This is a genomic window from Streptomyces sp. NPDC047042 (genome assembly GCF_040644035.1).
Classification (GTDB): Bacteria; Actinomycetota; Actinomycetes; order Streptomycetales; family Streptomycetaceae; genus Streptomyces.
The window spans coordinates 52,185-74,535 of sequence record NZ_JBEYVP010000036.1 but is presented as its reverse complement, the minus strand read 5'-3'; the positions used below and the strand labels follow the sequence as shown (position 1 = coordinate 74,535).

The 22,351-nt window shown below is 67.1% G+C and carries 21 protein-coding genes and 1 pseudogene; 19 read left to right on the top strand and 3 right to left on the bottom strand.

Annotated features, from left to right (window positions below; genetic code table 11):
* Positions 1 to 54 precede the first annotated feature (54 nt).
* The 13 genes from ABZ855_RS35470 (at position 55) to ABZ855_RS35410 (ending at position 10,669) form a co-directional block, all read left to right on the top strand.
* On the top strand, positions 55 to 1,173 hold the full coding sequence (locus ABZ855_RS35470; protein ID WP_360813919.1) for a nitronate monooxygenase: 1,119 nt from the start codon (positions 55 to 57) through the stop codon (positions 1,171 to 1,173).
* 802 nt (positions 1,174 to 1,975) lie between these two features.
* Complete coding sequence (locus ABZ855_RS35465; protein ID WP_360813917.1) at positions 1,976 to 2,515, top strand: winged helix-turn-helix domain-containing protein; 540 nt, start codon at positions 1,976 to 1,978, stop codon at positions 2,513 to 2,515.
* A complete protein-coding gene (locus tag ABZ855_RS35460) occupies positions 2,425 to 3,057 on the top strand; it encodes a transposase (RefSeq protein WP_360813987.1) in 633 nt (210 codons plus the stop codon). The genes ABZ855_RS35465 and ABZ855_RS35460 overlap by 91 nt, the downstream gene beginning before the upstream one ends.
* 157 nt (positions 3,058 to 3,214) lie before the next feature.
* On the top strand, positions 3,215 to 3,712 hold the full coding sequence (locus tag ABZ855_RS35455; protein WP_360813985.1) for a CocE/NonD family hydrolase: 498 nt from the start codon (positions 3,215 to 3,217) through the stop codon (positions 3,710 to 3,712).
* A 356-nt stretch (positions 3,713 to 4,068) separates the two neighbouring features.
* A complete protein-coding gene (locus ABZ855_RS35450; protein WP_360813915.1) occupies positions 4,069 to 5,325 on the top strand; it encodes an FAD-binding oxidoreductase in 1,257 nt (418 codons plus the stop codon).
* Between the two features lie 35 nt (positions 5,326 to 5,360).
* Positions 5,361 to 5,960: an SRPBCC domain-containing protein gene (locus ABZ855_RS35445; RefSeq protein ID WP_360813913.1), complete on the top strand. Its 600-nt coding sequence runs from the start codon at positions 5,361 to 5,363 to the stop codon at positions 5,958 to 5,960.
* Between the two features lie 96 nt (positions 5,961 to 6,056).
* Positions 6,057 to 6,539: a MaoC/PaaZ C-terminal domain-containing protein gene (locus ABZ855_RS35440; RefSeq protein WP_360813911.1), complete on the top strand. Its 483-nt coding sequence runs from the start codon at positions 6,057 to 6,059 to the stop codon at positions 6,537 to 6,539.
* 92 nt (positions 6,540 to 6,631) lie between these two features.
* Positions 6,632 to 7,420 carry an SDR family NAD(P)-dependent oxidoreductase gene (locus ABZ855_RS35435; RefSeq protein ID WP_360813909.1) on the top strand — a complete coding sequence of 263 codons (789 nt, stop codon included), beginning with the start codon at positions 6,632 to 6,634 and terminating at the stop codon, positions 7,418 to 7,420.
* A gap of 98 nt (positions 7,421 to 7,518) precedes the next feature.
* Entirely contained in the window at positions 7,519 to 7,890 is a 372-nt protein-coding gene (locus ABZ855_RS35430) for a cupin domain-containing protein (RefSeq protein ID WP_360813907.1), read from the top strand.
* A gap of 251 nt (positions 7,891 to 8,141) precedes the next feature.
* The gene (locus tag ABZ855_RS35425) at positions 8,142 to 9,584 is read left to right on the top strand and encodes an aminobutyraldehyde dehydrogenase (RefSeq protein ID WP_360813905.1); all 1,443 of its coding nucleotides are present in this window, start codon (positions 8,142 to 8,144) and stop codon (positions 9,582 to 9,584) included.
* Between the two features lie 37 nt (positions 9,585 to 9,621).
* Entirely contained in the window at positions 9,622 to 9,780 is a 159-nt protein-coding gene (locus ABZ855_RS35420) for a hypothetical protein (protein WP_360813903.1), read from the top strand.
* A complete protein-coding gene (locus tag ABZ855_RS35415; RefSeq protein WP_360813901.1) occupies positions 9,777 to 9,932 on the top strand; it encodes a hypothetical protein in 156 nt (51 codons plus the stop codon). The genes ABZ855_RS35420 and ABZ855_RS35415 overlap by 4 nt, the downstream gene beginning before the upstream one ends.
* A 563-nt stretch (positions 9,933 to 10,495) precedes the next feature.
* Entirely contained in the window at positions 10,496 to 10,669 is a 174-nt protein-coding gene (locus ABZ855_RS35410; RefSeq protein WP_360813899.1) for a zinc-binding dehydrogenase, read from the top strand.
* Positions 10,670 to 10,923: 254 nt separating this feature from the next.
* Here ABZ855_RS35410 and ABZ855_RS35405 read toward each other — a convergent pair.
* A pseudogene (locus ABZ855_RS35405) lies at positions 10,924 to 11,462 on the bottom strand (AraC family transcriptional regulator); the annotation flags it as partial.
* Positions 11,463 to 12,393: 931 nt separating this feature from the next.
* Between ABZ855_RS35405 and ABZ855_RS35400 the strand changes: the two are divergent.
* Genes ABZ855_RS35400 through ABZ855_RS35385 form a run of 4 tightly spaced genes read left to right on the top strand, consistent with a single transcriptional unit; the run spans position 12,394 to position 17,848 of the window.
* Complete coding sequence (locus tag ABZ855_RS35400; protein ID WP_360813897.1) at positions 12,394 to 14,004, top strand: ABC transporter substrate-binding protein; 1,611 nt, start codon at positions 12,394 to 12,396, stop codon at positions 14,002 to 14,004.
* Between the two features lie 48 nt (positions 14,005 to 14,052).
* Positions 14,053 to 15,063, top strand: coding sequence for an ABC transporter permease (locus ABZ855_RS35395; RefSeq protein WP_360813983.1), 1,011 nt, complete (start codon positions 14,053 to 14,055; stop codon positions 15,061 to 15,063).
* An 11-nt stretch (positions 15,064 to 15,074) separates the two neighbouring features.
* Positions 15,075 to 15,956 (top strand): ABC transporter permease, encoded by an 882-nt coding sequence (locus tag ABZ855_RS35390; protein WP_360813895.1) that lies wholly within the window; start codon positions 15,075 to 15,077, stop codon positions 15,954 to 15,956.
* Complete coding sequence (locus ABZ855_RS35385; protein ID WP_360813893.1) at positions 15,953 to 17,848, top strand: ABC transporter ATP-binding protein; 1,896 nt, start codon at positions 15,953 to 15,955, stop codon at positions 17,846 to 17,848. Before ABZ855_RS35390 ends, ABZ855_RS35385 begins: the two co-directional genes overlap by 4 nt.
* A gap of 93 nt (positions 17,849 to 17,941) precedes the next feature.
* On the opposite strand, the gene istB is transcribed toward ABZ855_RS35385, so the two are convergent.
* Positions 17,942 to 18,730 (bottom strand): IS21-like element helper ATPase IstB, encoded by a 789-nt coding sequence (gene istB, locus ABZ855_RS35380; RefSeq protein ID WP_360813891.1) that lies wholly within the window; start codon positions 18,728 to 18,730, stop codon positions 17,942 to 17,944.
* A 5-nt stretch (positions 18,731 to 18,735) separates the two neighbouring features.
* The gene (gene istA, locus ABZ855_RS35375) at positions 18,736 to 19,971 is read right to left on the bottom strand and encodes an IS21 family transposase (RefSeq protein ID WP_360813981.1); all 1,236 of its coding nucleotides are present in this window, start codon (positions 19,969 to 19,971) and stop codon (positions 18,736 to 18,738) included.
* 263 nt (positions 19,972 to 20,234) lie between these two features.
* Here istA and ABZ855_RS35370 point away from each other — a divergent pair, with 263 nt between their 5' ends.
* Together ABZ855_RS35370 and ABZ855_RS35365 are read left to right on the top strand one after the other, a co-directional pair.
* Positions 20,235 to 21,872 carry a GMC family oxidoreductase gene (locus tag ABZ855_RS35370; RefSeq protein WP_360813889.1) on the top strand — a complete coding sequence of 546 codons (1,638 nt, stop codon included), beginning with the start codon at positions 20,235 to 20,237 and terminating at the stop codon, positions 21,870 to 21,872.
* On the top strand, positions 21,869 to 22,306 hold the full coding sequence (locus tag ABZ855_RS35365; protein ID WP_360813887.1) for a hypothetical protein: 438 nt from the start codon (positions 21,869 to 21,871) through the stop codon (positions 22,304 to 22,306). Before ABZ855_RS35370 ends, ABZ855_RS35365 begins: the two co-directional genes overlap by 4 nt.
* Positions 22,307 to 22,351 lie beyond the last annotated feature (45 nt).

Here is a 22,351-nt window from a genome sequence, read left to right as displayed (position 1 = left end):
TCCGGCCAGGCTTCGACCGACGACGGCGCCCCCTCGACTCGACGTAGGTGCGACATGAGAACTGATGTGACCCAGAGCCTCGACATCGAGCTCCCACTCTTCGCCTTCTCTCACTGCCGAGACGTGATCGCAGCCGTCACGCAGGCCGGAGGCATGGGCGTCCTCGGTGCCGCCTGGATGACGCCCGAAGAACTCGACATGTCCATCGAATGGATCGAGAACGAGGTCGGCGGCAAGCCGTTCGGCGTGGACCTCGTCTTTCCGGGCACGGCCATGGACGACGAAAAGACCCCTGACGAGTACCTGGCCGCTATCCCCGACCGATACATGGCGTTCGTCAAGGACATGCTGGACCAAGGCGGCCTGAGCGACCTCACTCCCGAGGACCGCGACGCCTACATGATCGAGAACGCCAAGAAGATGGCGATGACGAACAGGAAGAGCCACGAGCAGCTCGATGTGACGCTGGCCCGGGACTCGGTCAGCCTGATCGTCGGCGCCCTCGGCGTGACGCCCGACTGGGTGGTGGAGAAGGCCCACTCCCGCAACGTCCAGGTCGGTGCGCTGGTCGGCAATGCGAAGCACGCGCTCAAGCAACGTGAGGCGGGCGTCGACCTGCTGGTCGCACAGGGGACCGAGGCGGGCGGCAGCGTCGGCACCGTGGCATCGATGGTCCTGTGGCCACAGGTCGTCGAGGCCGCGGCCGGCGTACCGGTGCTGGCGGCCGGAGGGGTCTCCCGCGGCTCACACATCCTCGCCGCACTCTCGCTGGGCTGCCAGGGCGTGTGGACCGGGTCACTGTGGCTGGGGACCGCTGAGAGCGAACTCAGCCAGGAGATGCGTGAGCGGCTCTTCGCCGCGGAGTCCGAGGACGCACTCCTGGCGAGGGTCATGACCGGCAAGCCCGGTCGGATGCTGCGAACCAAGTACGTCGACTCGTGGCAGGCTCCCGACGCCCCCGAGCTGCTGACCTGGCCGATGCAGTCGATCCTCAACGGCTACTCGTACCGGCGCGCCGAGCGTGGCAGGAACCTCGACTACTGGACGTATGCCGTCGGACAGGTCGTCGGTGACATGAAGGGTCACACGACCGTCAAGCGAGAGATCGAGCGGATGCTCAACGAATATGGCGACGCGCTCGAGCATCTGCAGAAGGTCACGGACTTCGATTAGCCCGATCCGCCCGAGCAGGCGGTTTGGGAGGTCATCGCACCCTCGATGCGGCGAGGGGGCCGGCCGGGGTGAAGCGCCGATCTTGGAAAGACATGAGATGGACGCAGGAGAAGCGCGATGGTGGACATGACGACCGAGTACAAAGTGCCGGTCGGATGCGTGACGGCATAGTGCTGAAGACAGACGCGTACCGTCCGGCGGGCGAGGGACCGTGGCCTGTCATCGTCTCCGCTCAAGGCCATCGCGCCGACGTTCACATGTCGGGAGACCGACAACGGGCTGGGCTTCCGAGGCGGTGCTCACGAGCTATACATCGTCCCGGAGCTGGGCGCTCGGGACGGGCTTCGACGCGCTCATGCGACGGTACGCCGACGACGAGAAGGAGCTCACCGAGCAGTTGATCAGCCTCGCCGCAGCCTTGGACGGCATTCCCGGACCGACGTACCTGGAACTGCCGACGGCTACCGACCCCATCATCCCCGGCGCAACCTCCCCAGCCTTGCGGCACCCGAGTCCAGGGCCGCGGCGGAAGTACCTCCCCATCACGAGAACGTCATGTGCCCAGACTGCACATCGCCGGCTGGTACGGCGTGTTCGGCCGGCCGAAGATCGACAACTACTGTGCCGCGGCGCGGCACACGTCGGCCAAGCTGGTGGTCGGCCCATGGTCCACATCGCTCAGACCGCGATGCAGGGTGACGTGAACTTCGGGTTCGTGGGGAACGGCTTCGCCATCGATTACTGAGCTTTTCGGGTTGCCTTCGGGTGTGACGTTGGGTGATCCCTGCGGTATGCCGGTGTTATGCGGTATGCGGATGGTGGGGGCCTGACGGTTGGGCGGCGGGCTGCGCGTGAGGGGATCCGGCTGGAGGCCGGGCAGAGGTTCGCGCGAGGTGACAGGACCTCGGACATCGCCAAGGACCTTCGGGTGAGCGAGCGTTCGGTGGAGAACTGGCGCCGCAATTGGCGTGAAGGCGGGATGGAGGGTCTGAAGTCGAAGGGGCCCGCGAAACTGCCGAAGCTGTCGGACGAACGGTTCGCCCTGCTGGAAACGGAGCTGGCCAGAGGTCCGGCCGCACATGGCTGGGAAGATCAGCGGTGGACCCTGGAACGTGTCAGGACGCTGATCAGCCGCCAGTTCCGGATCGACTGCTCCATCGCCGGAGTGTGGCGGCTGCTGCACCGCCACGGCTGGTCCTGGCAGAGCCCCGCCCGCCGTGCGCTGGAACGCAACGAGCACGCGATCGAGCTCTGGAAGAAGGACGTGTGGCCGCAGGTGGAAGGACCGCGGCGGCGCTCGGGGCCTGGATCGTCTTCGAGGACGAGGCCGGGTTCGCGATGACGCCGCCGCGCGCCCGCACGTGGGGCCGGCGGGGACAGACTCCCGTGGTGAGAGTGCGGGGACGCTCCCGGCGTCGGATCTCGGTCGCCGCGCTGTGCTGCTACCGGCCCGGCGACAGGTCCCGGCTGATCTACCGGCCCCGCTTCCACCTGCTTCTGAAAGGAGCACGCAAGAGCTTCTCCTGGCAGGACTACCGTGACCTCCTGGTCCGCGCGCACCTGCAACTCGGCGCCCCTATTGTCGTCGTCTGGGACAACCTCAACACCCATCGTGCCGCCGGGATGAGGAAGTACGCTGCCGACCACGAATGGCTCACTGTCGTCCAACTGCCCTCCTACAGCCCGGACTTGAATCCCGTGGAGGGCGTCTGGTCGCTGTTACGGCACGGTCCGATGGCCAACACCGCGTTCAGCGACCCCGACCACCTCGCACACACCCTCCGCCGAGGACTTGCCCATCTCCAGCGTCATCCCGAACTCATCGACGGCTGCCTCACCGAGACCGGACTGGCCATCACTTCACACCGACCGAACCCAACCTGAAAAGCTCAGTACTCGGCCTCGGTTCTCGGTCTCACCTTCGACTGGCTGCACTCGTGGCCCACCACAGGCGAGGCCTCGGACGAGTCCCTGCCGTCGAAGATCTACGTCATGGGTGCGGACGAATGGCGCTCGGACCCCGAGTGGCCGCTGAACCGGGCTGTGCCCACGCGTTTCTCCTCGCGGGTGCGGGCACGCTGAGTGCCGATGGCGAGCCCTCGGCATCGGGCTGACGTTCACGTACGCCCCTGAGAATCCCGTCCCGACCGTCGGCGGCGCCATCCAAATGCCGTATCCGCCGACGGGCACGTTCGAACAGCGCACGGTCGAAAAGCGTGCCGACGTGCTCGTCTTCACCAGCGATGTGCTGACCGGGGATGCCGAGGTGATGGGCTGGGTGACCGCCACCCTGACGGCGGCGACCGACTGCCTCACGACCGACTGGGTCGTGCGCCTGTGCGATGTCCATCCGTACGGTCGCTCGTTCAACGTCGTGGCCGGGATCACGCGGGTGGAAGCCGTCCCCTGGCGAGGTCGCCACGGTCGAGGTCGACCTGTGGTCGACGAGCAGGCTTTTCAAGTGGGCCACCGCATTCGCGTACAGGTGACGTCGAGCTGCTTCCCGCGGTGGGACCGCAATCCGAACACGGCGGACTGAGGACCGGCGAGATGCGCGTGGCCGCTCAGACGGTCCATGTGGGAGGGCGGACCGATCGTTCGTGACCCTTCCGGACGAGTCCCGGGGCAGCAGTGGCGAGGCGTAGGACGCGTCCATTTCAAGCTGAGATCCGCCTCCCGTCGTCAGCACGGGCCAGCGTTGGAAAACGACCAATGATCACGGAGCTTCCTCGCAAGAGGACCAATGGCCGCAATCCGGGTGGCAGCTCACGATGAAGTCAGAAGGCCGTCATCCGGAACACACGCTGGATGCACTGCTCCGAGCCGCCCGGACCAAGAACCCTGCTGAGAACGGCAGGCGACACCCAGTCGATCCATGAAGAAGGACGGACACCGATGTGGACCACCACGTCATCCTCCACCGGCGCGAAGCAGCCGACGAGCACCATCATCGTCGGCGCGGGGATCATCGGCGCCGCTACCGCCCTCTTCCTCGCACGGGAGGGCGTGCAGGTCACGCTCGTCGACCGCGACCAGGCCGGCAGGGGTGCCTCCAGCCGGAACGCGGGCTACATCTCGATGATCACCCGTTCCGGCGGCCCGCAGCTGGAGTTGGCGCAGCTGTCCCGGACGCTCTACTCACGGCTTGCGGAGGAGCTCAACGACTTCGAGTTCCGCGCCAACGGGGCCCTCGTCTACTACTACGAGGAGCAACTGCCGCTGATCGAGGGCTTCGTCGAACGGCGCCAGGCCGACGGGTTGCCCATGGAGATCGTGGACGGCGACCGGGCGCGCGAGCTCTGCCCGCTCCTGCCTGAGGAAGTCATCGGTGGCATCCACAGCAAGAGCGACTGCTATCTCCACCCGGAGAAGCTCGTGGACGCTCTGACGGCCGCCGCCGTGAAGGAGGGCGCCGACGTCGTCAGGGCCGATGTTCTGGATCTCGTCGTGGAGGGCGGTCGGTGTGTCGGCGTGCGGACCCCGAGCGGCGTCCGCCGTGCCGACGCGGTCGCCCTGACCGCCGGGTCGTGGACCGCCGAGCTCCTGGCCAAGGCCGGCCTGCCGTTCCACGTGCTCCACATGCGCATGCAGATGGCGGAGACCGCACCCATCGAGGAGCGCCTCGACACCGCGGCGTACGGGCCGAGCCTGTTCCACGAGTACGCGTTCGTCCGCGAGCTTCCCGGCTACGACGACGACATCGTCCTGCACCCCCTGCAGCACATCATGCCCGAGGTGGGACTCCTCGAACTGATCTGCCAGCGCGCCGACGGGCGCCTGTGGCTCGGTTGCCCGATCGAGTTTGTCGATGGCCCCGACGCCTCGCCGAATCCGACCGTCGCCGGCATGGCCCAGACCTTCGGTGTCCTCGGCGACCACGTCCCGTCCCTCCAGCACATCCCCGTCGAACGGACGTGGGGAGGAATCGCACCGCAGACCGGTGACGGCCTGCCCGTCCTCTCCGACGTGGCGGCCCTCCCGGGGCTTTACGTCGGGTCCGGACACGCCTACGGCGCGACCGTCGGCCCCGGCAGCGCCCGTGTTCTGGCTGACCTCGTTCTCGGCCGTCCGCAGGAGATCGACATCGCTGCGTTCCGCTACGACCGTCCCGCCATCACCGAGGGCATGGCCCGCGCGGTGAGTCTCGGCTGACCCGCCTCACCGAATCGACGACTGGAGAGACCTGAATGACCTCCCGCGAGGCGGACTGGAGCAGGCGCACCGCCAAGAAGACCGCCGGTACCACCGTCGTGCTCGACGATGTGGTCGTCGTACCCGTGACGCCGGCCACGGCATGGACGCGGCTGGAGGACGTGCCGCTCGTCGCCTCGTGCCTTCCCGGACTCGTGCCAGGGAGCCTCGTGGCCGAGAGCGAGAACGTGTTCCGCGCCCGCATGGTCTACACCGTCATGGGCATCAGCGCCAACTGGGACCTCAAAGCGGCCATCGAACCCGATCCGGCACGTCACTTCCTCGCGGTGACCCTGGAGGGCGAGGACACCCGGCTCAACATGAAGCTGAAGGGGACGGCCGGCGTACTGGTCCGGGCCGAGGAGTCCGGACACGCGCTGCTCGACTACACCGCGAACCTGAGGATCGACGGCAGTCTCGCCGCGATGGGCGGCCCCGTCATCCGCTCGATCCTCAGCGACGCGATCGGGCAGTTCGTCGAGGTGGTGGGCGGCCAGGAACCGGCCAAGCACGTGCCGTGGTACGTGCGCTTCGCCGAGCTGATTCGCGGGTGGTGGGCTCGTCTCACCCGACGTTCCGACACCAGCACCACCTGACCTCTCCCGATGCCGCCCCGACTGGCCGGCTCGCAGACATCGCCTGCGGGCGGGCCGCCCGCTGCCGCTCCCAACGACCGATCAAGGAGATCGACCGTGAACCAGACCACCGCACCCGAGCGGCTCGTCCCCGGTCGGCGTGGCCTCTGCCTCGACGACTTCTTCGTGGGGCAGGCGTGGGTGACGCCGGCGCGCACGATCACCAGCGCCGACCTCGTCAACTTCGCCGGTTTCTCCGGGGACTACAACCCGCTGCACACGGATGAGGAGTTCGCGCGCGCCACCCCGTTCGGAGGCCGGATCTTCCACGGCCCCGGGGTCTTCTCCGTAGCAGTCGGCCTGGAGTCGCGGCTCGGCATCAAGGAGGGAACGGCCATCGCGTTCCTGAGCATGGACTGGAAGCTGCGTCGCCCGGTGCTGATCGGAGACACCATCCACGTCGAGCAGACCGTCGCCGAGGTCCGCCCGTCCAGGACCAAGCCCGATCGAGGGGTCGTCACCTTCGATGTCCTCGTCAAGAACCAGCGCGACGAGGTGTGCCACGACGGCCAGTGGCTCGTCATGTTCCGACGTCGCTGACCCGAGCAGCCCCGCTGTGCATCGCGGATTCCGCAGCGAGCACGAACCGGTCGTCGATCCACCATCTGACAGCCCGAGAAGAGGAACCCACGTTGACCACCACCAGGACCCGAACCGTCGCCATCACCGGGGCCGGATCCGGCATCGGCCGGGGCATCGCCCGTGCCTTCGTCGAGGCCGGCTACCAGGTGTTCGCCAGCGATGTCTCGCAGGAACGCCTCGACGAGACCGCCAAGGAGATCGGCGACGCAGCCAACCTGCACACCCGGCAGGTGGACGTCACCGACGACGCGTCGGTCGAGTCACTCATCGAAGCAGCCGTTTCGGTGACCGGCATGCTCGATGTGATGGTCAACTGCGCGGGTGTCTTCGACGGATACGCGGACGTGGAGGAGACCACCCCCGAGCTCTGGGCGAAGGTGATCGGTGTGAACCTCACCGGAACCTTCAACGGCTGCCGGGCCGCCGCCCGCCGCATGATCCCGCAGAAGTCCGGACGCATCATCACGATCGGCTCGGTCGCCGGTCAGCGCGGCGCGGCCGACGGCCTGTCCTACGTCGCGTCCAAGGCGGGCATCGAAGGTCTGCACCGCCGCCTCGCGATCGACGTAGGCCCGCACGGCGTCACGGCAAACGTGGTCGCCCCGGGTGTCATCCGAACCAACCTCCGTTCGACCTCGGAGGAGCTCCTGGGGGACCTCGTCTCGACCCAGCAGCGAGGCATCGGCGTGTCGCCGGAGATCATGGATTTCCTGATCCCCGCGCGTCGGTCCGCCGAGCCGTCCGAGGTGGCGAGCGTTGTGCTCTTCCTGGCCTCTGACGAGGCCGGCTACGTGAACGGGCAGGTCATCGCCGTGGACGGTGGCTGGACAGCGACCTGATCCGCCACCAGTCGCAGCGCGCGTGACTGGGCGCCTGCGACCGACCATCGGGCGAGCCGGCTACGGCTTGGACCCACACCGCAGAACCGGAGAACCCCATGACGACTGCCCGTGCCTCCATCCCGCGATATGACGCCGCGAACGACAACCGGTTCGGGCCGTGCATGATCGAGCACCGGTCCGCAGGGACCGGTCTGTCGCAGCTCGGCACCTACTTCATGGTCTACGACAGCGACGGTCACAGTGAACCCTGGACGCTCCATTACGAGGAGAGCGTCTACGTGATCGAAGGCCAGGTCCGCCTGATCACGGTCGAGAACGACACCGACCGAGAGGTCACCGGCAACCCAGGCGATCTCATTGTCCTCCCCAAGGGCACAACGGTCCGCTACGGCGCCGCGGTGGGCACTCGGCTCCTGCTGTCGATCTCGCCCGTCGACTGGCGGGAGCGCAACGACGAGCTGACGTAGATGTCCCGTCAAGCATGCGGGAACGCAGGGACACCCTGTCCCTGGGGGAACGGCAGCGACCCAGGAGGCTGAGACTCCGGCACTGTCCGAACGGCGTGCTTTGCCAGGAAGGCCCTTGGCCGTCCTGCCCTCCCGGCGCCGGACCGGCCCGGGCCATCGAACCCGACCGCCGACGTGGAAGCGATACCGGTCACGAGGCATTCAGCGCCCGGCCGATACCAGGTCCGCATCACCGACCAAGGAGCATCACCATGAGTACGTACGTCGACCTCCAAGGCGCCGCGGGACCTTGGGCCGCCGACGCCGGCGACGCGGGCGTGTCCGTCGTCATCAATCCGGCGACCGAGGAGCGGGTCGCGGCCTACCGCAACGCCACCGACGAGGACGTCGACGCGGCCGTCGGGCGGGCCTCGGTTGCCGCCAAGGAGTGGGGCCGGACTCCGCCGGTGGAGCGGGCAGAGCTCCTGCTCAAGATCGCCGATGCCATCGAGGCCGAGGCCGAGGAGTTCGCCCGTCTCGAATGCGAGAACGTGGGCAAACCCATCGCTCACGCCCGGGAGGAGATGGCCTGGGTGTACGACGTCATCCGCTTCAGCGCCGGCGCCGCACGCGTCTCGCACGCGCCCGCCGCCGGCGAGTACGCGAACGGCAGCACGTCCTGGCTCCGACGCGAACCCCTTGGAGTCGTCGGGCTCATCACGCCCTGGAACTACCCGCTTCAAATGGCGGTGTGGAAGCTCGCACCGGCCGTCGCCGCGGGCAACGCGGTCGTGATCAAGCCCTCGGAGGTCACTCCGCAGACCACCATCAAGCTCGTCGACATCGTCAACCGGTTCCTCCCGCCCGACGTGGTGAACCTCGTACTCGGCGACTCCGCCGCCGGGAAGGCGATGGTCGCGCACCCCAAGGTCCGCATGATCGCCATCACCGGCGACACCTCGACCGGCAAGGCCGTAGCGGCGTCCGCCGCCGCCACGCTCAAGCGGGTCAGCCTCGAGCTCGGTGGCAAGGCCCCGATCCTGGTCTTCGCCGACAGTCCCATCCGGGAGACGGCCCGCGACCTCGTGGCGTTCGGATTCGGGAACAGCGGTCAGGACTGCACAGCGGCCTGCCGGATCATCGTGGAGGAGTCGGCCTACGAGGAGTTCGTCGACGCCTACTGCGACGAGGTCGGCAAGCTGCGGGTCGGTGACCCGACGGACGTCGAGACAGCAATGGGCCCCCTGGTCTCCGAGAGGCACATGGAACGGGTCGCCGGGTTCGTCGAGCGAGCCCGCGGCTACGGTGCGGTCATCCGCACAGGTGGTGAACGACTCCAGCGTCCCGGCTGGTTCTATGCACCGACCGTCGTGACCGATGTCGAGCAGTCGGCGGAGATCATCCAGCGAGAGGTGTTCGGGCCGGTTGTCACCATCCAGCGGGGCCGCGACGAGGACGAGATGCTGGCGATGGCGAACGACGTGGTCTACGGCCTGTCGGCCAGCGTCTGGACCGCCGACCTGGGGCGGACGATGAGGCTGACCCGCGAACTCGACTTCGGGACCGTCTGGGTCAATCAGCAGATCTTCACTGCCTCGGAGATGCCCTTCGGCGGGTTCCGCGACTCGGGCTACGGCAAGGAGCTCTCCGGGCACGGGCTGGACGAGTACTCGCAATTCAAGCACGTGATGGTCAAGCCCGAACTCGCCCCCTGAGTCGACGACCCACCGGCCACAGCAGAAGGACGGACCCTTGGAACCCAGGGACGACGGAAAGATCCCCGCGACGATGCGAGCCGTGGTGCTCACCGGACACGGCGGACTCGACACACTGGTGTACCGCCGCACTGACGTGCCCACCCCGACCGCCGTCCCGACGAGGTACTCGTGCGCGTCGGAGCACGCGGCGTGAACAACACCGACATCAACACCCGCACCCGCTGGTACGACCCGGTCGTCGAGGCCGCGGTCACCGAGGAACTGCACCCATGGACGGGACGATGGCGCCGCCTCGTCCTGGAACAAGGAAACCGTGGGTCCCTCGCATCCAGGGCGCTGCCGTAGCCGTCCGCATCGCGGCCGTGGGAGCTGATGTCGCCTCCGTCGCATCGGAGAAAGGGTGATCATCGACCCCTCCGTTCGCGACCCCGCCCTCCCGCGACGGGCCCAGTTGACCGAATATCTGGGCAGAGCTGGACGGCGGCTTTGCGGAGTACGTCGCTGTTCCGGCCGTCAACGCCCACGTCGTCGACACGACACTGAGCGACGCCGGACCATTGTCATCACGAGTGCGGCCGGTGGCGTGGGGACCGCCCTGATCCAGCTGTCCCGCATCCGGGGAGCGCGGGTGGTGGCCATCTCGGGGGCCTCGGCAAGGAGGCGCGGGTCAGGCAACTCGGAGCCGACCAGTTCGTCGCGCGTGAGACCCCCGATCTGTAAGGCGCCGTCGAAAAGGTCATCGGGCCCCGTGGTGGGGCCACCCACGTCGTGGTCGATGTCGTCGGTGGCGACATGTTCGACGCTCTCCTCAAGATGCTTCGGCGGGGTGGCCGATACGCGACCGCCGGCGCGATCCGGGGCCGACCACGAAGATCGATCTACGGGACCTGATCTACAAGGACCTCGAGATGTACGGCATCACCAACCCGACGGCTCACACCTCCGGGCGGCTGGCGGAACTCATTGAATCGGGACGTGTTCAACCCCTGATCGAGGACACCTTCCCTCTCGAGGACCTGAGGTCTGCCCAGGCACATCTCCTCAAGCGCACACATGTGGGCAAGTGCGTGGTCATCCCCTGACGCCGACGCTCCCCGTTGACCTCGCGGGCCGATGAGCACGAAAACGAGCCTGGCCACCATCCGGTGACATGCGGGCTTACGGTGGCGGACGCCGGTCGTCCCGACCCACGCCGCCGCGGTACGCCGGGCAGCCGGAACCGAGGTGCACGGTTGCCGCACCGCGCCCGATATGCGGGCCGGCGAACCGGTGGTGGAGGGCGCGGCCGGGCGGCACCTTGGAGACCGTGGCTGGAGGTGTTTTCCTGGCACTGTGCCTGCGCTGCGTAGGCGGCGGGGGCGAGGCCGATGCGGTTGCGGAAGAAGCGGCGAAGTCGGCTGCGTCGGGAAAGCCGAGGTGGGCGGCGACAGCGGTCCAGCCGGCAGGGCCGAGGAGACGGCGCTCGTCGATTAACGGCCGTGCGCCGGTACCGGTGACGTCCTGTGCGGCGCGGGTGAGGGTGCGGACCGACAGCCGAGCAGGCGGGCGTAGTCCTCCACGTGGTGCAGCTCGCGAAAGTGCAATTCCAGCGCGTCGAGGAACCGGCGGTGCACGACGGCGCGTCGGCCGAGGCGGTCAGGCGCGGGCGAGGAGGAACCCGTGCCATGAGCGAGACGGAGCAGGCGGGGCCTCCAACAGGCTGCGTCGCAGGGCGTGGTGGAGGTCGAGGGGGCGTCGGCCCAGGTCGCGGTGTTCGTCAAGGAGCTGGAGGGCCGTGCGCTGTGCCCAGGGGGCGTCGTCGGCGTGCGGCGTCAGGGCGGCGGGCGCGTCGTGCGCGGTGGCGGGGGCGAGCAGACGGGCGGTTTCAGCCCGTACCTCGGGAGAGTCCCGTCTCAGGAGGAGCGCGCTCTGATCGCGGAATACGCGCGCCTGGCCCAAACCACGCTCATCCACCTGACACCGGACAACGCCGATCAGGTCGAGAGCCTCCTGCAACTCGCCGAGTTCATCCACGGCTACGTCGAGAGCCTCCTGCAACTCGCCGAGATCATCCACGGCTACGAGGACATCAAGCTCGCCCGAATCTCGGACTCCGCGAGAAGGCTCTCAAGGCTCTCGCGCAACTGAGCGAACAGACCTCGGCACCCTGATCAGGCGGTTCAACGGAGACAGGACCTGGGTCATCCCACGGTGGAATCGCCGACTTCGACGCGCTCTTCGCCCGCACCCGGCCCGGGTAACGATGGCGTCTCCTGCTTCTTCACGCCCAGCCTCACCTTGGGCCGAGAGGACCAGGGCTTCCACATTGCCTTCAGCGCCCCCCGCACCGGCGCACTGGGCGTCGCGGCCTGGGCCAGGGGGACTGTCCCAGGTGGCCCTGAACGCGGCAGTCACTTACGCCTGCTAACGCGCCACCCTCGACCGTAGGATCATCGACCATCTGGGCTCGTTTCGTCCTGGCCGACATCGCCGCAGTGGTCGCCTCCGCACGCGCCAATGCGCGGGACGAGGCGCCGCCCCGAGCGGTCGGCGTGGCGCCTCTCCAGCGCAGCGAAAACAACGACTCCGGAGACTCCTGAGCCTGCACTGCGACGACCTGACCTGCTTGCCCCCTCGGAGCCCGTAGGAGCTGACCACTACTGGTGCACCAAGGGACGGCATCCCTCAACGCGGCCGTCTTGGCGAAAAAACGAGCAGCGACCTCTAAGTCGTGAAATCTCACAATCAACCCACAAGGGCTTTCCTGGATAACTTCCCCCCACTCGCCATCGGTCTATTCGATGCATCGAAGCTGGAGGTTCCTCCCGTGGCCCAGAATACTCAGGCGTCGACCACGTCAAGCCTCGCCAATGCGTTCAAGGCCGAGAGTACCCGGCGTCAGGCGCTGACCATCGGCGGCATGGGCCTGGGTGCCCTTCTCATGGCAGCCTGCGGTGCCGGTTCGTCCGGCAGCCCGTCCCCGGCACAGTCAGGCGGAAAGCCCAAGAAGGGCGGTACCCTGCGCCTCGCGATCGGCGACGCCAGCAGCTCGGACAGCCTCGACCCGAGCCACCCGATCTCCGCGAGCACGGTCATCGTCACCGGTGCGGTTTTCGACCAGCTGGTCACACTGGATCCGGACTGGAAGGCACAGCCTGCTCTCGCGACGTCGTGGAGCGCCAACCCCGATGCGACTCGATGGACCATTCGACTGCGCGAGGGCGTGAAATGGCACGACGGGAGCGCCTTCACCTCCAAGGACGTGCTGCACAGCATCAGCCGGTGGCTGGACCCGAAGGTCGGGAGCCAGGTGACCGCATTCCTCGCGCCGTATCTCGCCAAGAGCGGAGTGTCAGCGCCGGACGACTCGACGGTAGTCCTCAGCCTCAAGCAGCCCAACAGCGTCCTCATGCAGACGCTTGCGAACCTCCCCGGCAGTGTCATCACCAAGGCCGGCGTCACGGACTTCACCCTGAAGACCATCACCGGGACCGGCCCGTTCAAGTTGACGGAGTGGACACCCGGCGGGAGCTGGAAGGTCGTCCGCAACGACGCGTACTGGGGAGGGGCGCCCTATCTGGACGGGATCCAGGTAACGATCACACCGGATTCGGGCGCCAAACTTCAGGCCGCTCTGTCCGGATCGACCGACCTCACCGATCCCATTCCGATCTCGCTGTGGGCCGGGCTCAAGGGCCGGGACGGCGTGGTCCTCGAGACAGTTCCGAACAGGAACTCCTGGATCTTCGCGTTCGACCAGCAGAAGGCCCCCTTCAACGACCCGCGTGTCCTGGAGGCCATCAAGCTCGCCACCGACCGCGACAAGCTCGTACAGACCGCTCTCCTCGGCCACGGGACAGCCATCGCAGACGTGCCGCTCAACCCCAAGACGTCGTGGTACCCGAAGGGCCTCACGCCCGAGTTCGACATGGGGCGGGCGAAGACCCTCCTGGCGGATGCCGGGTTCCCGGACGGTCTGGACATCAAGCTGAGCGTCAGCGACGCGGTCCCAGGCATGGTGGATGTCGCCCAGGTGTGGCAGCAGCTCGTCAAAGAGGCCGGCATCAAGGTGACGTTGAACCAGCTGCCTGCGGACACGTACTGGACCAAGGGCTGGATGGCGAGCCCTGCCTTCATGGACTACTGGACCGACTTCTTCCCCACAGTGGGGTTCGACGCCTTCTACGGCAAGGACGCCAGCTGGAACGAGACGGGCTTCGACGACCCGAAGCTGAACAGCATCGTTGACGAACTCTTGTCGTCCACCAACGCCTCCAAGCAGATCGAGCTCACCCAGCAGGCGTACCTGCAGGCGCGCAAGACCTTCGGCTATCTGATCCCCGTCATCTCGGACGCGGCGTACGCCCGGGCGCCGCGCGTCAACGGTGTCGTCATGACCGTCGGCTCCTTCGACTTCCGGAAGGCATGGCTGGCCTGAGGACAGCGCGTCAGCTTGTCATCGTTCACCACGCAGAAGGAGCTGGCCGTGAGTGTCGCTTCACCAGACGTAGTCATCGCATCGCCAGCCGCACCCCCGGGTCGGCGCCTGGCCCGCACTCGCACACTGGCCCGTCACCTCGCGATGTCATTCGTGACGCTTGTCCTGATCTCGTTCGTAGCCTTCGCGGCTATGAACCGGTCAGGGCAGCAGATCGCTCGAAGCGCTCTCGGGAGAGGTGTCACCGCTGAGCAACTGCAGGCCTACATCGCCGCGCACGGGCTCGATCGCCCGTTGCTGGTTCGCTACCTGGACTGGCTCGCGCACTATGTCCGGGGCGACTGGGGAAACACGCTGACCTCGAACGTGCCGGTGAAGTCTCTGATACTTCCCGGCTTCGCCAACACCGCCGAGCTCGCGGTCGTGTCTCTGCTCTGGTCGGTACCTGTCGCCGTCGCGCTCGGTGTGTTCATGGCTCGAAAGGGAGGGGTCTTCGACCGTGGCGCACTCGTCGTGCTGACCGTCCTCGCCGCGCTTCCGGAGTTCGTCCTCGGACTGGGCGTCATGATCCTGCTGGCTGTTCAGCTCCGCTGGTTGCCGGTCGGCTCCGGAGCCGTGTCCGGGGAGGTTGGTCCGGCTTGGTTCGCGGCATTCGTCCTCCCCGCTCTGACTCTCGGTCTCGGCGTGGTGCCCTATGTCTCTCGCATCGCACGTGCAACGGTCTCGGAGTCCCTGACCGCACCCTTCACGAGGAACGCCGTGCTGCGGGGGCTGCCGCGGCGCCGCGTCGTGTGGGGGCACGCTACGCGTTCCGCGGCGGTCCCACTCGTGAACGCCGTCGCGCTCAACATCATTTACCTCATGGGGGGCGCCATCATCGTTGAGAACGTTTTCTCCTTCCCGGGGCTGGGGCGGCTTCTGGTCCAGGCGATCGTGCAAGGCGACACCAACTCGGCTCTTGCGATCACGGTGTTGTTGGGTGCGGTGTTCATCGTGCTCGGCCTCGTGGCCGATGTCGCTGTGACGTACCTCAACCCACGATTGAAGGCAGTCAAATGAGTGTTGACTCCATGCCCGTGGCAGCTCTGCACGGTCGCAGGCCGGCAGGGAGGCTGGGGTTCCTGCGAGCGATCACCCACACCTGGTCGGGACGTTCCGGGCTCGCCATCGTCTGCGTGATCCTTTTGGCCATCATCTTCGGCCCAGCGCTGGCTCCCCACGCACCCGACGAGGTCGCCGTCGGACTGCCGCTCTCACCGCCCAGTAGCGGCCTGCCGTTCGGTACCGACAACTTGGGCCGGGACGTCTTCAGCCGTTTCCTGTCGGGTGGCCGGACAGTGCTGCTGATTCCGCTCGCGTCCGTTGCGCTCGCGACGATCTCCGGGGGTCTGCTCGGGATGGTCGCGGGCTACGTGGGAGGGGTCTTCGACGCGGTGGTGGCCCGTGTGTTCGACATTCTTCTCACCCTGCCCCCGCTGCTCATCGCCCTCGCGGTCATCGCCGGCTTCGGTTCGTCGAACCAGGTCCTGCTGGTCACGATAGCCGTGATCTACCTACCGCAGATCGGGCGCGTCGCTCGGGGCGCGACGCTGGCTGTTGTCACCGCCGACTTCGTACAGGCCGCACGGGCACGTGGTGAGCGTGCGGTGCCCATCGTCGTTCGGGAGATCTCACCGAACATCGCCGGCCCGCTCATCTCCGATCTGGCCCTCCGGGTGACCTACGGAGTGATCTTCGTCTCCGGCCTCAACTTCCTGGGCCTCGGAGCTCAGCCCCCGTCGCCCGACTGGGGTCTGTCGGTCGCGAGCAGCCTGGGATACGTCCAGGTGCAGCCCTGGGCAGCACTCGCGCCGGTCATCGGCATCGCCGCGCTGTCGGTCGGCCTCAACCTGATCGCCGACTCGATCATCCGCCATGTGAACAACGACACCGCAAAGGACTCGATGCTATGACCGCCTCGATCGCGCTCGAGGTGCGCGGGCTCTCGGTCGGGTACGGCCAGCGGAACGGCGACACGAACACGGTCGTGCGTGACGTCGACCTCACACTGGAGCGAGGAAAGATCCTAGGAGTCGCCGGTGAATCCGGTTGCGGTAAGAGCACCGCGGTGCTGGCGGCGATCGGCTATCGCCCCGGGGCAATGCGTGTGCTCGGCGGCGAGTCGAAGCTCGGTGACGTCGATCTGCTGGGCATTCCCCTTCCGAGACTTCGACGGATATGGGGGAGCAAGGTCGTTTACGTACCCCAGGCCTCGTCGAACGCGTTGACCCCGGCTTTGACCATCGCACGTCAGATGGCCGAACCCATGGAGCTACACCTCGGCCTGAAGGGGCGAGCGCTGCACGACCGGCAGGTCGAGCTCCTGGACGGGGTCGGCATCCCGAATCCGGAGGCGGCGCTCCGACGCTATCCGCATCAGTTCAGTGGTGGCCAGCAACAGCGGATCAACCTGGCGATCGCCCTGTCGTGCAACCCCGAGGTGCTGATCCTCGACGAGCCGACGACGGGCCTGGATGTGACGACACAGGCTCGGATCGTCGAGCTTCTGAAGCGGCTGATCGAGGAGCACCAGGCGGCCGCCCTCTTCGTAAGTCACGATCTGCCGCTTCTGGCGGATGTCTCCGACCGGATCGCGATCATGTACGGGGGCCAGGTCGTCGAGTCCGGTTCGGCTGAAGATGTGATGTCGAACCCGGAGCACCCCTACACAAGGGCGCTGCTCGCGGCGGTTCCCGACCCGACCGGCACTCGGGCATTGTCCGGGATCCCCGGTGCCCCACCGCCCGCTGTCGTCGATGGAGCGTGTCCCTTCGCGCCACGATGCGCGTTCAGCGTGGAGAGCTGCTGGCAGTCCAACCCGAACCTGTTGCCGGTGAGCCCCACTCACAGCGTCCGGTGCATGCGTGCCGGCAGTCACGAACTGCTGTCGGTCAGCGAGCGACCTCCGGCTCTCGGAGTCATCGAGGATCCGGGATCGCTGTTGGCCGTCGACGACGTGTGGTGTGAGTACCGTTCGCACGGTCACGCGACTCCGGTCGTCAAGGGAATCACCTTCGGAGTCGCACGAGGCGAGACGCTTGCTGTCGTCGGCGAATCCGGCAGTGGGAAGTCAACTCTGCTTCGTGCCATCGCGGGGCTTCACCCGCGCTCCGGAGGTGACGTCCGCTTCGATGGAGCCGTACTTGCTCCTGACGCCAGGAAGCGGCCGCGCTCAATGCGGCGTGACGTGCAGATCATCTTTCAGAACCCGGACATGTCCCTGAACCCGCGCCATGACGTCATGAGCCTCGTCTCGCGGCCCCTTCAACTCTTCCAACCGGAATCCTCGAAGGCCGACAGGGAAGATCGCGTCCGCCAGATCCTGGCCGACGTCAACCTGCCGGAGACGATGCTTCATCGGTACCCTGGCGAGCTGTCCGGCGGGCAGAAGCAGCGTGTCGCCATCGCCCGCGCATTCGTCACGAACCCACGGCTGATCCTGGCCGACGAGATCACCTCAGCACTCGACGTGTCCGTACAAGCCGCGATCCTCGACCTTCTGTCCAAGTTGTCTGCAGAACACAGAACTTCGGTGGTGTACGTCACCCATGATCTTGCGGTCGTCCGCGCTGTCGCCCATCGTGCACTCGTCTTGAAGCAAGGCGTCGTCAGAGAGATCGGCTCGGTCGCCCAGCTTTTCGACTCGCCCACCGACGACTACACGCGCGAATTGGTCAAAGCCATCCCGACCTACAGCCCGACCGCCTCACCCGCTACGCCGACACCGACGCGCGTTTCGGCGCAGAAGGCTCCGCTTCAGGTGGTGGATACGAGTGGCCTGTCCGACCCCGGTGACCTGGAGTAGTACTGAACTGCGGAAACAGGCTTGGCGCATGTCGGCGGTCTCTGAACCTGGACCCCCTTGGGGTCGGTGAGTTTTGACCCCGTGTGCGGTTGTTCATCCGGTTGCCGCGATTGGTGTGCGGCCGATGTCGCGGTCTTTGAGCCGGTAGGAGTCTCCCTTCAAGGAGAGCACATCGGCGTGGTGGACGAGGCGGTCGATCATGGCGGCGGCGACGGTGTCGTCGCCGAAGACCTCTCCCCATCGTCCGAACGGCTTGTTGCTGGTCACGATCACGGAGGCGCGTTCGTAGCGGCCCGAGATCAGCTGGAAGAACAGGTTCGCTGCTTCAGGTTCGAACGGGATGTAGCCGACTTCATCGATCACCAGGACGGGAACGCGCGCGAGACGCAGCAGTTCGTCCTGGAGTTTTCCGGTGGTGTGGGCGGCGGCCAGGCGGTCAACCCACTGGGAGGCGGTGGCGAACGCGACGCGGTGTCCGGCCTGGCAGGCGCGGATGCCCAAAGCGATGGCCAGGTGCGTCTTGCCGGTGCCGGGCGGGCCGAGGAAGACGACGTTCTCCTTGCCGGTGATGAAGTCCAGGGTGCCCAGATGGGCCACCGCCTCCCGTTTCAGCCCGCGCAGGTGAGCGAAGTCGAACTCTTCCAAGGTCTTGCGGGCGGGGAAGCGGGCCGCGCGGATGCGGCCCTCGCCGCCATGCGCTTCGCGGGCGGCGACCTCGCGCTGCAGGCAGGCTGCCAGATACTCCTGATGCGTCCACGACTCCGCGGTGGCGCGTTCAGCGAGCCGGTCGGCGGCGTCCAGCAGGGCCGGTGCCTTCAATGCACGGCTGAGGAAGGCCAGTTCGGCAGTGATGTCCCGGGACCTGGCGGTGCGGGTGGCCATGAGTTCTACTCCTCTCCGCCGCCGCCCTCGATCAGCTGGAAGACGCGGTCGTAGGCAGGCAGATCCGGCTGGGCGACCTCCACCGCCGCGGCACTGGCCCCGGTGTGGCGGTACTGGCTGCGCATCGCCGTGGCGGCATCGGCGTGGTCCGGATCGGTCAGCGTCTGGTGGCGGGCCCAGCAGCGCGCGTGCTCGGCAACGAGGCGGCCGTCCAGATGAGCCCGCACCGTTTCGGTGTCCGCCTCGATCCGCACGACCCGTCCGATCGCGGCCGGATGGACGGAGTAGTCGCAGGTGTCCAGGCGGATGTAGTGGTCCCGGCCGATCCGCACCGAGGTCTGCCACCAGCGTGGCGGTGCGGTCGGCGGCAGCGGCAGCATCGCGGCCCGGTCGGCCTCCCACCGCTCGGCCGGACGGGCCTCCAGAGTGCGGTGCACCCGCCGGTTGGCGACCTCCAGCCATGCGGCCAACTGCGTGTTGAAGTCGGCCGGGGAGATGAACACCCTGCCGGGCAGGAACGACGTCTCCAGGTAGCCGTTGGCCCGCTCGACCAGACCCTTGGCCTCTGGGTCGCGGGGCCGGCAAAGGATCACCTTGCAGGCCAGCAGCCCGGCCAACGCGGCGAACTCATGCCCCAGGACGGCCCGTCCCTCGCGGCGCCAGCCGATGGCCGCCTCGTTGTCCCAGACCAGCGCCTTCGGCACCGCGTCCCAGCCCGACAGCAGGTCCCAGTGCCCGGACACAAGGTCGGCGGCCTGCCTCGACGGCAGCATCCGCGCGGTAATCACCCGCGAGTACCCGGCCACCATCACCAGCACCGGCGGGCGGCCGGTCTGCCCGAAGCCCAGCGGGATATCCGCCGGCGGGAACCACAGGTCACACTGAGCCAGCTCGCCGGGCTGATACGCCGTCCGCGAGACCGGATCCGCCGGCAGATAGACCGGACGCAGTTCCCGCACCCGCCGCTTGAGCACCGACAACGACCGTTCCCACCCGATCCGCTCGGCGATCACCGTCGCGGGCATCCGCGGGTACTGGGCCAGCAGTTCACGAATCGCCGGCTCCACCGCGTCCACGATCGAGCCCCTCGGCGCCCGCCGGTACTTCGGCGGATCGTCGCTGGCCACGGCCCGCCGTACGGTGTTCCGGGCGATCCCCAGATGCCGCGCAATCCCCTTGATCGACATGCCCTCCGCGCGGTGGAGCCGCCGGATCTCAGCCCAGTCCTCCACACCGATCACCTCTTCCACCTGACTCCCATGGAGCCAGACTGATCACTTGATCACGGAAGGGGTCACTTTTCATCGACCGATAGGGGGTCACGGTTCACGGAACGACGACAGCGCAGCCCCACTGGAAAGTTCACAGCACGCACGTCGCCGCTCGGTCCTGTTCCAGTACCGATGCGATTCCCCGGTGCGTAGCGTGAAGCACGTCAAGTGTCTGATGTGCCCAGATGTCACCCGGTGCATCGTCAGGTAGGCGCCCAGTGCGGAGGACTCTCATGACAGAACTCGGTCGGCCCGCCGACGCCACCCGGACCGATGTGCTCATCATTGGTGCCGGCCCCTCCGGATCGACAGCAGCACGCATCCTCGCGGAGAGTGGTTTCCGAGTGACGTGCCTCGAGCAGGGCGGCTGGGTGAATCGATTGGACTACCCCAGCCAGAAGCCCGAGCGTGACGTCTTCATCGCCAGCTCCTGGTCACCGGACCCGAACGTGCGGCGGAACCGCTGGGACTACCCCTGCGATGTTGCAGACTCCGACATGCACCCGCTCAACTACAACGGAGTCGGAGGAAGCAGCGTCTTGTGGGGCGCCGAGTGGCCCCGCTTCGTGCCCTCCGACTTCAGAGTGAAGAGTCTGTACGGAGTCGCCGACGACTGGCCCTTCACGTACGAGGAGATCGCGCCCTACTACGATCTGCTGAGCGAGATGGTCGGGACGTCCGGACTGGCCGGCGACCCGGCACTTCCTCCGGGGCTGGAGCATTCGATGCCTCCGGTCCCCATCGGCCGCATCGGCCGCAAGGCCGCGGAGGGCATGAACAAGCTCGGATGGCACTGGTGGCCCAGCTCGCTCGCGATCAACACCAAGAACCACGGCGACCGGGGCGCGTGCGCGCGCTGGGCGACGTGCATGTCCGGCTGTCCGGAAGGCGCCAAGTCGTCGTTCGACGTGGCGATGTGGCCGGCGGCCCTTGCTGCCGGGGTCACGTTGATCACCGAGGCCCGTGTACGCGAGATCACCGTCGATCGGGCGGGACTCGCCAATGGGGCCACCTGGTTCGATGTCGACGGCAACGAGCAACACACTCGCGCCTCAGCGGTGGTCGTGTGTGGCAACGGCATCGGGACGCCTCGCCTCCTGCAGCTGTCCACGTCCAACCTGTTCCCCGACGGCCTCGCAAACTCATCCGGCTTGGTGGGCAAACGCCTGATGATGCATCCCTATGTGGGCGTCGTAGGTGTCTACGAAGAGGCGCTGGAAAGCTGGCTCGGTCCGTTCGGTTCTGTCCTGCAGTCCCTGCAGTTCGCCGAGACAGACCTCGAACGAGGCTTCGCGAGAGGAGCCAAGTGGTGCGCGAACCCGATCCCCGGCCCGATGGAGCTTCTCATGCGCTATTCGGACCTGCCGCTGGCGGAACGTACGGGGGCGGCGGGACAAGCGATCGTCGAGCGCGCCCTCGGACGCTCATTCGAGTGGGGAGCGGAGATCGAAGACCTGCCCGACGAGAACAACGCGGTCACCCTGAGTCCGGATCTCGTTGACGGGTCCGGCATACCTGCGCCGAAGTTGACCTACCGCATTTCCGAGGACAGCCGGCGCAACATGCAGTGGAATCTCGAACGGATGCATGAGGCGCACCGGGCCGCCGGCGCGGTCGAAACCAAGGAGATTCCCTACCTGCCTGCCATTGGTTGGCACCTGCTGGGAACAGCTCGGTGTGGTGACGACCCGGCGACGTCCGTGGTCGACGGGTATGGACGATCCCACGACGTGCCCAATTTGTTCGTCCTGGACGGCAGCGTGTTCGTCACCTCGTCCTCGGTGAACCCGACGCCGACGATCGTGGCCTTCGCGGCACGAGCGGTCGAGCACATGATGGAAACCGCGAGCGACCAAAGGATTCCGGCATGAACAGCGTCGAAACTGACGTACCTGCTCTTGACGAGCGCGCGCGATCAGGACTGGCCAAAGTCGCAGATGTGATTCTGCCCGGCGCAGGCAAGCTTCCGTCCGCACGTAGTGTCGGGGTCCATGAGGTGTGGCTGGACCGCGTGCTTGCGGCTGACCCACGACTCATCGATCCCCTCAAGGCCGTTGGCGCTGCGGCCGCCACCAGCGACTCCTGCACGCTCGAGGACATCGAAACCTGGGCCGACCTCGACATCGAGGCGGTCGTCTTCGCGCTGACCTCCGCGTACTACATCTCACCCGCAGTTCTCGAAGCGCTTGGCTACCCAGGGCAGGTGCGCCGACCCATCTCGCAGGCCACCCCGGAAGAGGTCTGCTCCGAGGAACTGCTCGCCCCCGTTCGCGAGCGCGGTCCGATCTACGTGCCCACTCCGTGAGGTATTCCCAGAGCGCGGCTGGGGAGGAAACGGCGATGCCGGGCA